This is a genomic window from Cytobacillus sp. C11.1, assembly GCF_058145115.1.
The window spans coordinates 152686-165586 of the sequence record NZ_CM176935.1; the positions used below are offsets into that span (position 1 = coordinate 152686).

The 12901-nt window shown below is 42.8% G+C and carries 13 protein-coding genes and 1 pseudogene; 4 read left to right on the plus strand and 10 right to left on the minus strand.

Features of this window, described 5'->3' with window-relative positions:
• Window positions 1-309: 309 nt before the first annotated feature.
• The 5 genes and pseudogenes from AC3ZVC_RS00775 to AC3ZVC_RS00795 form a co-directional block, all read right to left on the minus strand.
• A complete protein-coding gene (locus AC3ZVC_RS00775; RefSeq protein ID WP_490065835.1) occupies window positions 310-1668 on the minus strand; it encodes a TldD/PmbA family protein in 1359 nt (452 codons plus the stop codon).
• Window position 1669: 1 nt separating this feature from the next.
• Window positions 1670-3061, minus strand: coding sequence for a TldD/PmbA family protein (locus tag AC3ZVC_RS00780; protein WP_490065838.1), 1392 nt, complete (start codon window positions 3059-3061; stop codon window positions 1670-1672).
• A gap of 250 nt (window positions 3062-3311) precedes the next feature.
• Window positions 3312-4822 (minus strand): annotated as a pseudogene (cls, locus tag AC3ZVC_RS00785) (cardiolipin synthase).
• Window positions 4823-4986: 164 nt separating this feature from the next.
• On the minus strand, window positions 4987-5160 hold the full coding sequence (locus tag AC3ZVC_RS00790; RefSeq protein ID WP_214725625.1) for a hypothetical protein: 174 nt from the start codon (window positions 5158-5160) through the stop codon (window positions 4987-4989).
• A gap of 397 nt (window positions 5161-5557) precedes the next feature.
• A complete protein-coding gene (locus AC3ZVC_RS00795) occupies window positions 5558-5701 on the minus strand; it encodes a hypothetical protein (RefSeq protein WP_490065839.1) in 144 nt (47 codons plus the stop codon).
• Window positions 5702-6139: 438 nt separating this feature from the next.
• On the opposite strand from AC3ZVC_RS00795, the gene AC3ZVC_RS00800 reads away from it, so the two are divergent.
• Both AC3ZVC_RS00800 and AC3ZVC_RS00805 read left to right on the plus strand, forming a co-directional pair.
• The gene (locus AC3ZVC_RS00800; protein WP_490065841.1) at window positions 6140-6589 is read left to right on the plus strand and encodes an SRPBCC family protein; all 450 of its coding nucleotides are present in this window, start codon (window positions 6140-6142) and stop codon (window positions 6587-6589) included.
• A 13-nt stretch (window positions 6590-6602) separates the two neighbouring features.
• Window positions 6603-7100 carry a GNAT family N-acetyltransferase gene (locus tag AC3ZVC_RS00805; RefSeq protein WP_490065843.1) on the plus strand — a complete coding sequence of 166 codons (498 nt, stop codon included), beginning with the start codon at window positions 6603-6605 and terminating at the stop codon, window positions 7098-7100.
• A 40-nt stretch (window positions 7101-7140) separates the two neighbouring features.
• Here the strand turns inward: AC3ZVC_RS00805 and AC3ZVC_RS00810 are convergent, their stop codons facing one another.
• The 5 genes from AC3ZVC_RS00810 to AC3ZVC_RS00830 form a co-directional block, all read right to left on the minus strand.
• Window positions 7141-7467 carry an SCP2 sterol-binding domain-containing protein gene (locus tag AC3ZVC_RS00810; protein ID WP_490065844.1) on the minus strand — a complete coding sequence of 109 codons (327 nt, stop codon included), beginning with the start codon at window positions 7465-7467 and terminating at the stop codon, window positions 7141-7143.
• Between the two features lie 13 nt (window positions 7468-7480).
• Window positions 7481-7924, minus strand: coding sequence for an NUDIX hydrolase (locus tag AC3ZVC_RS00815; RefSeq protein WP_490065846.1), 444 nt, complete (start codon window positions 7922-7924; stop codon window positions 7481-7483).
• A gap of 408 nt (window positions 7925-8332) precedes the next feature.
• Entirely contained in the window at window positions 8333-10114 is a 1782-nt protein-coding gene (gene ggt, locus AC3ZVC_RS00820; RefSeq protein ID WP_490065848.1) for a gamma-glutamyltransferase, read from the minus strand.
• A 240-nt stretch (window positions 10115-10354) separates the two neighbouring features.
• A complete protein-coding gene (locus AC3ZVC_RS00825; protein WP_490065851.1) occupies window positions 10355-10561 on the minus strand; it encodes a hypothetical protein in 207 nt (68 codons plus the stop codon).
• 29 nt (window positions 10562-10590) lie between these two features.
• Complete coding sequence (locus tag AC3ZVC_RS00830) at window positions 10591-11103, minus strand: acyl-CoA thioesterase (RefSeq protein ID WP_490065853.1); 513 nt, start codon at window positions 11101-11103, stop codon at window positions 10591-10593.
• A gap of 159 nt (window positions 11104-11262) precedes the next feature.
• Here AC3ZVC_RS00830 and AC3ZVC_RS00835 point away from each other — a divergent pair, with 159 nt between their 5' ends.
• Together AC3ZVC_RS00835 and AC3ZVC_RS00840 are read left to right on the plus strand one after the other, a co-directional pair.
• On the plus strand, window positions 11263-11835 hold the full coding sequence (locus tag AC3ZVC_RS00835; RefSeq protein WP_490065856.1) for a TetR/AcrR family transcriptional regulator: 573 nt from the start codon (window positions 11263-11265) through the stop codon (window positions 11833-11835).
• Window positions 11836-11909: 74 nt separating this feature from the next.
• A complete protein-coding gene (locus tag AC3ZVC_RS00840) occupies window positions 11910-12863 on the plus strand; it encodes an SDR family NAD(P)-dependent oxidoreductase (RefSeq protein ID WP_490065857.1) in 954 nt (317 codons plus the stop codon).
• Window positions 12864-12901 lie beyond the last annotated feature (38 nt).

Below are 12901 nucleotides of genomic sequence, written 5' to 3' on the forward strand. Positions count from 1 at the left end.
CGCAGCGCCTGTGGGGTCTCACCTGTCCCACTCCTCCCGCTGGACGTTGAATAAGCATCCTTGAATCAACACCGCACGAAGGAAATGCGAATGCATTTTCGAGGATCTCGCACCTTCCGCTCAAATCAACCAACCTTATTTATCAACGGTTCGCATTGGATTTGGCTTTTATAGAGTGTCCCCTATGCTTGTTAATAATTAATCATACGATGAAATTCAGTATTCTGCTTTTCCAGGCAAACCTCCTTCCATACTGAAGAAATTTTATTAGAAAAAGCACACCACCATTGTGATGTGCCTTCCAACCCTTTACTCTACTGTTACAGCTAATTCCCTAATTAAAAGAGAAGGAGATCCAATATAGCCTGATGCCATGAATCCCATGGAGAATTCCAAGTCAGAACCTATTGCTTCAATATTATTGAGCAACTCATAAAAATTGCCTGCAATGGTCATTTGATTGACAGCGTTTTGAATGTTTCCATCTTTGACAAAGTAGCCATTTGCTGCAATGGAGAAGTCGCCTGATACAGTATTCGCGCCGGAATGAAGTCCGGATAATTCAGTAATGATTATGCCTTCAGAAATGGACGATACCAATTCCTCATAGCTTTTATCAGCCGGAACGACATGAAGGTTCGTTGGAGCTACCGTTAACGCTCCCTTATAGGAGGCTTTATAGGCATTTCCTGTCGATTCCACTCCTTCTTTTTGTGCTGTTTTACGGTTATGCATCAGCGAAACGAGCTTGCCGCTTTTTACAATATCCTTTTTAACTGTTGCAACACCTTCGCTATCAAAGCTTGAACTGAGCAGCCCTTCTTCCAAAAATGGATCGTCTACAATACTTAATGACGGGACCGAAATCGTTTCGCCTGTTTTTCCGTTTAAGGCTGATTGCCCTTTTTGTGTATTTTCTGCTGAAAAAATAGGGGCGAATGTTTGCAATAATGCACTCGCAGCATCGTTCCTCAACAAAACTGGGTAGTTTTTGCTTTCAGCACTTTGAGCATCCAGCTGCGACAAGGCTTCTTCCACTGCATGTTTTGCGATTTCTCCAGGTTTTAAGATCGAGAAGTTTCTTGTAAACTTCGAGTACTCTCCATTTTTCACCTGATCGTCCTGCTTAACGATTACCGATACATAAATTCCGATATGATTCTTCTTTTCACTGAGGCTGAGACCTTTGCTGTTCATAATAGCCTTTTCTGTCTCACCGCTGCTCAGCATAAAATAATCGGTCCCCGTTACCCGTTCATCATACGCATAAATATGCTTTTCAATTTCCTTAAGCAAATTGATTTTTTCTGAAATTGTTACTTTTGCAAGATTAGCCGAATAAAAGTTTCCTTCTTCATACTTTTGGCTTCCAGCGAAAATCTCTTCTTGCACTTCATCTTCTATAAATTTGGAGTTTTCCTTCGCATTTTCTATAAGAAAAGAAAGAGATTCTTCATCAAGCTTTTCCGTAAAAGCATAGCCCATTTTGCCCTTGTAAAGGCCTCGGAAGGAGGTTCCGAATACTTCGGAAGTGTCATAGGAATCGATTTCCCCTTTATAAAGCTCACAAGCAAACTTCTCATCCCTCTCGTAATAGAGCTCCATATCCTTAAAGCCATGCTGCTCACCCAGCTGAAAGAGCTGCTCCTTAAACTCCTGTAAATTCATCCTATTTTCCCCCCTTTCTTCCGCCGACGGTCATTTCGCTCACACGAATCATCGGCTGGCCTACGTTCACAGGGATGCTGCCGCTTTGAGACCCGCACATACCCGCACCATGATCAAGATTGTTTCCAACCATATCAACAAGCTGGAGGGTTTTAGGTCCGTTTCCGATTAAGGTAGCACCTTTAAGCGGTTTGCCGATTTTCCCATTCTTCACAAGGTACGCTTCCATAACCGCGAAATTATAATCGCCGGTCGTTGTGTTCACCTGGCCGCCGCCCATGTATTTCGTATAGATGCCATGCTCAGTGTTTGAAATAATTTCTTCCGGAGAGGACTTTCCATTAGCGATATACGTATTGGTCATTCTGGAAGTCGGAGCGAAACGGTAGGACTGCCTTCTGCCTGAGCCGGTTGACTCCATGCCCATTCTCCGCCCGTTAAATTTATCAATCAGGTAACCTTTTAAAATACCATTTTCAATCAGAACATTTTTGCGTGCTTTTTCGCCCTCATCATCAATGGTGATGGATCCCCACTCATTGGCGATTGTGCCGTCATCAATATATGTAACGACATCCGAAGCCACTTTTTCCCCAATCCGGTTGGCAAAAACGGAATTCTCTTTCGCGACAGATGTGGCTTCAAGTCCATGTCCGCATGCCTCGTGGAAAATAACGCCGCCGAATTCATTATCAATAATGACAGGGAATTTCCCGCTTGGGCAAGGATCTGCACCTAGCATCGTAACCGCAATACGGGACGCTTCATTTGCATAATGCTCAAGATTCAGGTTTTCCATAAATTCAAAGCCTTTATGGGCACCAGGTCCGTAAAATCCCGGCTGCATCTGGTTGCCGTCTGCTGCAATCGATTGAATCGCAAGGCGGCTGCGTACTCTGCGGTCTTCTACAAACTTGCCTTCCGAGTTGGCGATCAGTACATTCTGCTCTTCATCCAAATATCTAACCGTAACCTGCTGGATGCTATTATGATAGTTTTTGGCAATTTCGTAAGCCTTTTTCATAACATCCACTTTGCGGAACTTCTCAACCTCCCTCGGATTTAAAGAGATCGGATGTGCCGCAGGAATAATTTCCTTTTGCAGCTGGGATGGCTGAATAACCGTGTTTCCGATGATTGCCTGCGCAGCATTCCCCGCCGCTTTTAATAAGCCTTCCTTCGTCCCATCCGTTGTATAGGCATAAACACTCTGCAGTTCCTTAAACACGCGAATGCCAATCCCATAATCCCGGCCTGACAAACTGCTTTCAATTTTCCCGCCCTGCAGCGCCAAATTATTTGTAAAACGGTCCTCAACAAATACTTCCGCGAAATCCCCGCCAGTGGCTAGAGCTGCCGCTATGACGTCTTCAATAAGTGATTGTGAAAGCATGAAAACCCTCCTTCTTATATCTAACTTTTCAAACTATTCTAATCATATCGTACTAATAATCATTTTAGTATGGATTTTTCCTTATTTGACCAATAGGAAGAATGATTGTTCCTCGGTCTGGAGACCTAAATAGAAATGAGTGATTGGCTATTTGCAGGTTGGACCACTCTATTTGCAGGTTCTATTCTCTAATTTGCAAGGTAACAATTATCTTTCCAGACATAAAAAAAGGCGCCTATCCAAGACACCTTTACAGAACACCCGAAAACAGCCGGGCGAATGATTCTTTTGATCTTTCAACAAAACCTCTCTTATAGTACTCTACAGGACTTATTTTAACGCTCTCCTCCAAATCCTCCTCATAATGGGCGACAAGATCGCGGATGGAGCTGGTGCCGTATAGGAATACATTTACTTCAAAATTCAAGTGGAAACTTCTCATGTCCATATTGGCTGTTCCAATCGAAGCGAGAATGCCGTCAACGATAATGATTTTTTGATGTAAAAAGCCTTTTTTATAAGAATAAATCTCCACTCCGTACCTCAGCAGCTCCGGAAAGTAAGATCTGCTCGCATATTGGGTCAGGAAGCTGTCGTTAATTTCCGGCACCAGGATACGCACCTCCACCCCTTTAGCTGCCGCAACCCTTAAAGCTGTCCTGATGGATTCGTCTGGAACAAAGTATGGCGTGGCAATCCAAATGGATTTGGTTGCACAAGAGATGATGGAATAATATAAATCACTCATAATGCCCTGCTGTGTGTCAGGGCCGCTTGCAACAACCTGCACCGCCCCATCCAGCACATCATCGTCAATTGGATACTTAACCTCTCTATATTGCTCGAGTACCTCTTCATTACTGACATATTCCCAATCCAGCAAAAACACCGTATGAAGGGTGTATACGGCCTCACCTTTTAAGATCATATGGGTATCTCGCCAAAAACCGATTTTTTCGTCTTCGCCCAAGTATTCAACGCCAACATTGAGGCCGCCTACAAAACCGACCTTCCCATCAATTACGACAATCTTTCGGTGATTGCGGAAATTAAATTTCTGATTAAAAAATCCATATTTCAGAGGGGAAAAAGGCCGTACTTTAATGCCCGCTTCCTCCATGGATTGCGATCCTCCAGTGAAATCCCCATGCTGCCTGCCGCATCAAAAATAAACAGCACCTCCACACCCTGCTTAGCCTTATCAATTAATATATTTATGATTTCTTTTCCAAGCCGGTCTGAGCGGAAAATATAATATTCCATATGGATAAACTCTTCTGCTTCTCGCAGTTTTTTCTTTATTTCATTAAAGGTTTCCTCTCCATTTTTCAGCATCTTCGCCCGTGAATTGGTACTAAGCGGCGTTAAGGCCACATTATTTGCAAACCTGGCAAAGCATAGCTGGCTGTCCTGCAGGAAGGAAATATCCGGGGTATCCTCTCTCTTCATCAGTCTTTTCCATTCATCCCGGTCCCTGCTCCTTTTACTTTTAAACAAATAGCCTTTCAAGTAAAGCTGTCCGGAAAACAAGTAAAAAAGATAACCAAACACCGGAAAAAACACAAGAACATACATCCATAAAAGGGTCTGATGGGGGGAACGGTTTTCAAGCATCAATGAATAGGCACTTATTAAAATGGCCGTGCCATACAAAATAGCAGCAACTAGCTTGATTAGTGTGCTGGCATCTGTAAAAAATATTGTATAGGTTGTTACAATTAAGATAAATACAAAAAGTGACTCGATTCTGCGTCTTCTCATGGCCCACTTCTCCAACTCTAAAAAGGTTATAATTCTGTATGTATCTTATACCCTTTCTGATGCCCAAAAGAAACCAGGTACCCTTAGCTTTTCCCATTTTCAGGAGAAGAAAGCATTATAGGGACAAAAAAAGAAGCCTTGCTTATTACACAACGCTTCCCATTTTATTGTCCCCCTCCAGTATATCGATTGTCGCCCATCATATAATTCGAACTTTCTCCCGGCTTTTCGTTTGGGCTAATTCCTTTTTGCAGTGTATTATTATTCTTCTTTCGCCTGCGGTCAATGCTGTAGGCAAAGGCAAGAGTCACTATAATTAAACCAAATAATACGCCCATCTTACGTCCCCCTTTTTATATGTATATTCATCATCGGCAAACCTTTGCTTTAATATTCGGGGCGAAATTCATTTTTCCTTTAAAAAAGGCTGTTTTCGCAAAGTATGTTGCTTACAAACTAGTTTTAATTACTGAGTTGATTGGAGTGGAAGGCACTTGATCCTCAAAAATGCATTCGCATTTTCTTCGTGAGGTGCTTATTCGAGGAAGCTTATTCAATGTCCTGCGGGAAGAGAGGGAGCGGGAGACCCCGCAGGCGTGAAACGCCGAGGAGGCTCCCGTTCCTCCCCGAGGAAAGCAAGTGACTGGAGCGGAAATCAACGGGCATGCTTCCTAGTCCCAAAACAAAAGAGCCTTTAAAAAAGAGAGCTACAATTTATAGCTCCCTCCCTTTACACTATTTTCTCATGTTCTCCTGATCCTTCAAACGGTTTTGCTGATCCGGCAAGCGTTCCTGATCCTTCAGTGATTGCTGCTTGTCCTGCTGGGACTGCTGCCCTTTTACAACATCTCTTAGGTCTTTGCTGTTTTCCTGTGACATGTTAATCCCTCCTGTTTATCCTTTTCATTTCTGTTCCCGTATATTGGGGATTAAAACCAATTTTCATAAAAAGCAGGCTCATTTTCTCATAGGTTGTTTTTGTTTTATTAATTTTGCCCTTTGATTTCCGCTACGGGCACTCAGCGAACCCGCGGGAAGGGTTGCGAGCCTCCTCGGCTACGCCTGTGGGGTGTCGCACTTCCCTCTCTTCCCGCAGGACATTGAATAAACTTCTTTGAATAGACACCTCTTCGTAAGAAAATGCGAATGCATTTTCGAGGATCAAGTGCCCTCCGCTACAATCAACTCAGTAGGTTAAATTACGGTTGCCTTCAAAAGGCAACAAAGTTTGCGGAAACAACAAAAAAGTAAAAGGGTTTTGTGCAGGTACAGAGAAAGTAATGGAAATAGGATTTTAACCATAGGGGGAATGGCAGGGTGAAAAAGTGGTCAACTGAAATAGAAATTCAAGCTCCGATTGAAAAGGTATGGGGGCTATTAAATGGTTCTGAGGAAAATATGCAAAAAATCATGCCCCAGGTGGTCGAGCATAAGCCGGTTAAAATAACAGATGAAGGTGTCGGAAGCATCTACCGGCAAAAATATAAAGAAGGATCAAGGGTTGAAGAATACGATGTAGAAACCCTCAAGTACTCGGATACTCCAGATCATAAAGAGCTGAAGGTCGGTTTTCGCCTTGCTAATATGTTCGATATTACAGCCCACTATGAAATGTACAAATTGGACGAGAACAAAACCCGGTTCAAATACACAGCCACGAACCAGGCGTTAAAATGGTTTGTAAAACTCTTCTTAATTTTTGCGAATGACAAGATCGTTAAACAATTTGCGGAGCGGGTCAAGCATGTAGCGGAGACAGAAGCGTGAAGGAGGCATTAAAATGGAAATAAGGCTTTTACAGCCTGATGATGCTGTAAAATACAAAGAATTGAGATTAGAAGGGTTAAGAAAGAACCCAGAGGCGTTTGGTTCTAGCTATGAAGAAGAGGTTGGGCGCCCTCCCGAAGTTTATGGAGGCCGATTTAAAGCTGATAACTCCTTTCACTTTGGCGCATTTGAAGGTGGCCAGCTTGTGGGTGTGGTTAGCTTAGTAAGGGAAACCGGATTAAAAATGAAGCACAGGTCCAATATATATGCGATGTATGTAACCGAAACCTCCAGACAGACGGGCATTGGAAAAAAACTGATCGGTGAAGCCGTAGAAAAGGCCCGGAGGTGGGAAGGCGTTGAGCAGATCCATTTGGCTGTCATGTCAGAAAATGAGCCTGCGAAAAAGCTATATTCGTCTTTTGGGTTTGAAGTTTACGGCAAGGAACGGCGTGCTTTGAAGATTAATAGTGTATACTACGATGAGGAACTAATGGCATTGTATTTTTAACTGAAAGGCAGCTTCCTGTTATTGAGGCGCTGCCTTTTTCTTATTGATATTTTTTCACCATTTCCTGCAGCTTAAGGGCAAGGCCCATTTTGCCATCCACCTTAAGTCCGCCGGTCATAAACGCCACCGTCGTGTTCAAGTTGTCCTTTAAAAGCTTGGAGAAGTTTTTATCTGATAGTTTAAGTGTAACTTCCGGTTCATAAGGTGCGTCCTCCTCCACAGCCACCTGTCCATCTTTTAAAATGATTTGCAGCCGGCCGCTTTCCTCTAGGTCCACCTGGAATACCCGGTCCTTTTCATCCTTGATATGTACAGGGTCCGCATTCATTTTATCGACAAGCTGCTGAAGCTCTTCTTTGACTGTCACTTTTATTGCCTCCTTATTTGATTAAGTTTTTTTCTAGGCTTCTTCTTAAAAGTTCCGCCTGTTTAATACTATCCTTCAGCCAGATTGGAGCAGCGGGATTCTGCAGAATTTCATCTGTTGCCATCCAGAAAACAGCTTCCACTTCATCCGGGCTTTTATTAAAAGCCTCCCCGCTTTCATACTCACATAGAAACACGATATCCACTACATGGACGCCGTTTGCAATGAAGGATGTATTTCTTACATAATGCATATGGTCGCTGACCAGCAAGCCGACTTCTTCAAAAATCTCCCGCTTTACAGTACGCTCGAGAAGATTTGTTGTATGGCCTTCCTGCTCCGCCTTCCCGCCTGCCAGAGCCAGCTCGCCTGCTGCATGTGATTCCTTCCGGCCACGCTCAATAACCAGCCACTTGCCATCTTTATAAATAGCGCCTTCTACATTTACGGTAAACATTTATTCACCCCCATCTGTTAAATTCCACAATTGAGGAGAAATCCCTCCTGCTAAATGAATACTCATTCAGTTTTATTTTTTAATAGAATTTGAGTTCGAATTTATTAATGTGGATCCCTTTGACAGCTTTGATAGAGTTTTCAATGCTTTTTTCTGTTTTAAAAAGCTGGGATTTTGCTGCACTTGTTTTATTTTTTGATTACCTATCCGATATTTGCGGACAACTTCTTAAATTTATGCATCACTTTCCTGGATTTGCGTGCAGCTTTTACAGTTTATGAACCGCTTTCCTCGATTTGCGTGCAACTTCCTATTCCACCGTCTGTTATAAAGGGTACACCTGTTCTGCAAAACGGCGCAGAAATACAAATAGCGCCCCACCGTAGCAGGGCGCTATCTTTTGATATTCTATTTTCTTTTATCTTTTCCATTACCTTTCAAGTCTACACCGATGGCTGCTCCGTTGCGGCTGGAGTCGGCCACGCCTTTAAAGGTGCCATTTTCATGGTCAATTAGGATGCTCTGGACATTTCCAATTGTTGTTGAATTTGGACCGAAGTTATGCCCCATATCATTTAGATGATTAATGACTCCCTCAGAAATTCCCTCTTCATATCGATAGGAATTCAAATTGTTCGTATAGATGCGCGGCTCTTCGACTGCTTCCTTTAATTCCATATCATACTCGATTGCATGTAAAATGGTTTGCAGTACTGATGTGATAATGGTCGGGCCGCCTGGTGAGCCGACAGTCAGTACAGGTTCTCCGTCTTCAAAAACGATTGTTGGTGTCATGGAGCTTAACGGGCGCTTGTTTGGCTGGACTTCATTGGCTCCGCCTGGAACAGCATCAAAGTCTGTCAGCTCGTTATTCAGCATGAATCCGTAGCCTGGTACCATGATGCCAGTGCCAAATACCTGTTCAATCGTTGTTGTATAAGAGACGACATTCCCCCATCTGTCAGTTACTGAAAAATGGGTGGTCTCGCCATATTCACGATCATTTGGCTGGGCAGCCGCTTCATAATTTGCTGAGCTGTTTTCATACTTCCATGGATCTCCAGCTTCTGGGTTTGCATTCACTTCATCCAGGCTGATTAGCTCCTGGCGCTCTTTAATATAATCCGGGTGGAGCAATCCATTAATCGGAACATTTACAAATTCCGGATCACCTGCGTATGCCGCACGGTCTGCATAAGCCAGATGCATCGTTTCAGCAAGCAGATGATATTTTTGCCATGAGTCTGTTTCGTATTGTGATAGATTAAAATCATCCAAGATTTTAAGCATCTGCAACAAAAATACACCGCCCGAGCTTGGAGGAGGCATGCTAGCTATTTCATATCCCTGATAGTCTCCCCAAACCGGTTCATCGATGGTTACATCATAGTTTGCAAGATCTTCCCGTGTCATCGATCCGCCGAAATCCTGGACAACACCAGCGAGAGCTTCAGCAATTTGCCCATTATACAGAGCGTCTGCCCCGCCAGAACGAATCATTTTCAAAGTCTTCGCCAGGTCCTTTTGTACAAGATGGTCCCCTTCTGCCAAAGGTTCGCCATTTGGCAGAAATACTTCGCCTGCACCCGATCTGCTCAGCTTATCCTGATTATCGGCAATCGCATCCGCTAAAACCGAATCAATCGGGAAACCTTTATCAGCCAGCTTAATAGCAGGGCCGATCAGCTGCTGCATTGGACGTGTTCCCCACATATCCAGTGCCGTTTCCAATCCTTTTAAGGTCCCTGGTACCCCGACTGCTGTACCTCCGGTTGAACGCTCGGAAAATGGAATAGGATTTCCGTCTTCATCCAGAAACATATCAGGTGCGGCCCCGGCCGGAGCACGTTCCCGGCTGTTAATAATGGTCGTTTCCTCTGTCTCGCCATCATACACCATCATGAAGCCGCCGCCACCAATACCTGACATCATCGGTTCCACCACGTTGAGTGCAAACTGGACAGCAACAGCGGCATCAATGGCATTACCGCCCCTTTTTAAAACATCGGCACCAATCTGTGAAGCGAGCGGATGGGCCGAAGCCACCATGCCGTCCTCGCCGACGTCAACCTGGCTATAGCCTTCATAGTCATTTTTAGGCTTTTTTGCCTGGCCGGTTAAAGGCATTGTCCCAGCCACTAGTAAAATACTAAAAAAAACGGCTAAACTGGCTTTCCATATTCTTTTCATCTTTTTCCTCCTTTAGTAAGTTTTCTACACGTCTAACTTAAGAGGAAGGAAAAGGATTAGCAAGAAATAAGAGTTAATATTCTGAAAGTTAAATCTATTTTACTAGACTCGGATATGTAAAAAGTTCCACATAACTTGGAATACTAGGAATAAATGAGGAGTTATTTTTTTACAATTTAAACACTATTCAATTCGAAAACCCCTCGGTCTACAGAAATTTCCACATACCCGATTATCTGATCAAATGAGAGAATCACTTATTCTTTGGTATTTTTTCAAGAACTCTTTGTAATCAATTGTACGGGAATAGTCATTTATATCTCCCCTAAAAAAATGGGAATATTCTTTGGGAGAAACAGCATCAGGCGCTATTCCTCCCAGTATAAAAGCTAATTTGTCTTTCAGTTCCAGTCTGGATGCGATTTCATTAGCAATGATTGCATGCATGACTCTTTAACCCATTCTTCTCCCACTATCTACCAGGGCAAACCTGTTCCGTATTTTTTTGCCCTGGCTTCACTGTCTTTTTTGCGTTTTTTCCGGATTTCAGCGCGTTCTTTGGCTGTTTCATATAAATTCTTTTCTTCATCAGTTTCTGGCACTACGGAAGGTACTGGAGTTGGCTTGCCATTTTCATCGATGGCAACCATCGTCAGGAAAGACATGGCGCAAACATTTCGTTCGCCCGTGACCAGATCTTCGGCAATTACTTTTACAAAAATCTCCATCGAGGTTCTGCCTGTATATGTTACAAATGCTTCTAGACAAACCGAATTGCCTTCATAAACAGGATGAAGGAAGTCAACGGAATCAGTAGATGCCGTTACGATATTCTTTCTCCCATGCCGCATCGCTGCAATGGCTGCCACATCATCTATATAGGCCATAAGCTTCCCGCCGAATAAGGTTCCGTATGTATTCGTGTCAGGCGGCAGGACAATGCTTGTTTTTACTGTAAATGACTCTCTGCATGTTTTTGTTTCATTCATGTTGTTTCCTCCCGGAGAGATAAAATATTTTCTTCTAGCATACCAAAAGCTGTTTGCTAATAAAAATAATTTGGAAAGTTAATCAAATTATTGTTGCCAAAAATATCCTTAAGGGCATATAATTTTATTGACCAGTGTTCAATAATGAAAGGTGATTTGATGAGTCCAAGAAAAGCAGCCCACGATGAACTAACAAAAGAAGCGATCATCACTGTAGCACGTGACCTATTTGTCAGGGAAGGATACTCAGCTGCTTCCATGAGAAAAATTGCGGATACCCTCCGCTGCAGCCACGGTGCCATCTATTATCATTTCAAAAATAAAGCCCAATTATTTTATGAAATAATTGAAGCCGATTTCCAGAAGCTCAATCAGGACCTCGAAGGTGTTCTGGCTGAGCCTGCAGAAACCAATGAACAGAAGCTATATAACATTCTGTACCGTTATATAAAATTCGGCCTTACCCATCAAAAACATTATGAATTGATGTTTTTGATTCGTGACGATGATGTTAAAAGCTATCTTCAGGAAGGACCAAATAAAAGCTATTTACATTTTGCACGGGCTATTAACTCTCTAACCGCTAAGCCGCTTTCCGTGAAGGAGATTTGGTCGATATTCCTAAGTATGCACGGTTTTGTGACGCATTATTGCAAATCGGAAACATCATTTGAAGATGTGAAGGAGCTAGCCTCTTCACATGTGAATTTTTTAGTCAAAGCAATTAGGTAGAGAAATGAAGTATCATTCCTTTCATTTTTACCCTCATTTGAACAGCGGTCAATTAAATAAAAAGGATGATTAATATGTTTAAAACAGCTGCAGTGCTCGGTGCTACCGGCGGAATGGGCTATGCTTTGACAGAGGCTCTCTGCCAGAAAAATATTAAAACCATCGCGTTTGCCAGATCAAAAGAGAATTTGGTTAAATACAAAGATAATTGGGGTTCAAATGCTGAGATTTTTGCAGGAGATGCCATGAATCAGGCTGATGTTGAAATAGCCGTTTCCAAAGCGGATGCCGTATTCCATGCTATCAATATCCCTTATCAGAACTGGAACCCGGCACTGTCCATTCTCCTGGATCATATTCTGGATGTTTGCCGCAAGGAAAATAAGCCATTTATCTATGTTGATAATATTTACTCCTACGGTATGCAATCCAAACCTGCAACCGAAACATCCGCCAAGAATCCGCACACAAAAAAAGGCAAGCTTCGCCAAACTTTAATTGAGAAAATTAAAAACTCAGGTGTACCCTATATCATTGCGCATTTTCCTGATTTTTACGGCCCGCATACAGGCAACACCCTTTTACAATACACCTTCCAGCAAATCATCGAGAAGAATAAAGGCATGTTTGTCGGTAAAACCAACATAGCCAGAGAGTTTATTTATATAAAGGATGGAGCCAAGGCATTAGCTGACCTTGCCCTAAAAGAAGAAGCGTACGGTGATGTATGGAATATTCCAGGGGCAGGAACGATCACAGGTGAAGAAATCGCACATATTGCTTCCCGGCATCTCAATAAACAAGTCTCTTTTAAGCCTGTTTACAAATGGATGATCCGTGCCATTGGGATCTTTGATCCTTTCATGCGGGAATATACGGAAATGATGTATCTAAATGAAACGCCCGTAATTCTGGACGGCAGCAAATACGAAAATCGCATTGGTGCTCTCCCTAAAACAACTTATGAGGATGGAATAAAGCAAAGCCTAGACCATTTATTGAAAACAGCTGAGAGGAATGCCGTTTAATATGGGCATTCCTTTTGTTAGGCTATGTAAAGGCTTAT

Bases quoted from the DNA above. Each gene is read 5' to 3' on its own strand.
- AC3ZVC_RS00795 (WP_490065839.1), bottom strand. From the start codon at position 5,701: ATGTCACAGGAAAACAGCAAAGACCTAAGAGATGTTGTAAAAGGGCAG.
- AC3ZVC_RS00830 (WP_490065853.1), bottom strand. From the start codon at position 11,103: ATGAATGAAACAAAAACATGCAGAGAGTCATTTACAGTAAAAACAAGC.
- AC3ZVC_RS00825 (WP_490065851.1), bottom strand. From the start codon at position 10,561: ATGCATGCAATCATTGCTAATGAAATCGCATCCAGACTGGAACTGAAA.
- AC3ZVC_RS00780 (WP_490065838.1), bottom strand. From the start codon at position 3,061: ATGCTTTCACAATCACTTATTGAAGACGTCATAGCGGCAGCTCTAGCC.
- AC3ZVC_RS00815 (WP_490065846.1), bottom strand. From the start codon at position 7,924: ATGTTTACCGTAAATGTAGAAGGCGCTATTTATAAAGATGGCAAGTGG.
- ggt (WP_490065848.1), bottom strand. From the start codon at position 10,114: ATGAAAAGAATATGGAAAGCCAGTTTAGCCGTTTTTTTTAGTATTTTA.
- AC3ZVC_RS00805 (WP_490065843.1), top strand. From the start codon at position 6,603: ATGGAAATAAGGCTTTTACAGCCTGATGATGCTGTAAAATACAAAGAA.
- AC3ZVC_RS00775 (WP_490065835.1), bottom strand. From the start codon at position 1,668: ATGAATTTACAGGAGTTTAAGGAGCAGCTCTTTCAGCTGGGTGAGCAG.
- AC3ZVC_RS00790 (WP_214725625.1), bottom strand. From the start codon at position 5,160: ATGGGCGTATTATTTGGTTTAATTATAGTGACTCTTGCCTTTGCCTAC.
- AC3ZVC_RS00840 (WP_490065857.1), top strand. From the start codon at position 11,910: ATGTTTAAAACAGCTGCAGTGCTCGGTGCTACCGGCGGAATGGGCTAT.
- AC3ZVC_RS00835 (WP_490065856.1), top strand. From the start codon at position 11,263: ATGAGTCCAAGAAAAGCAGCCCACGATGAACTAACAAAAGAAGCGATC.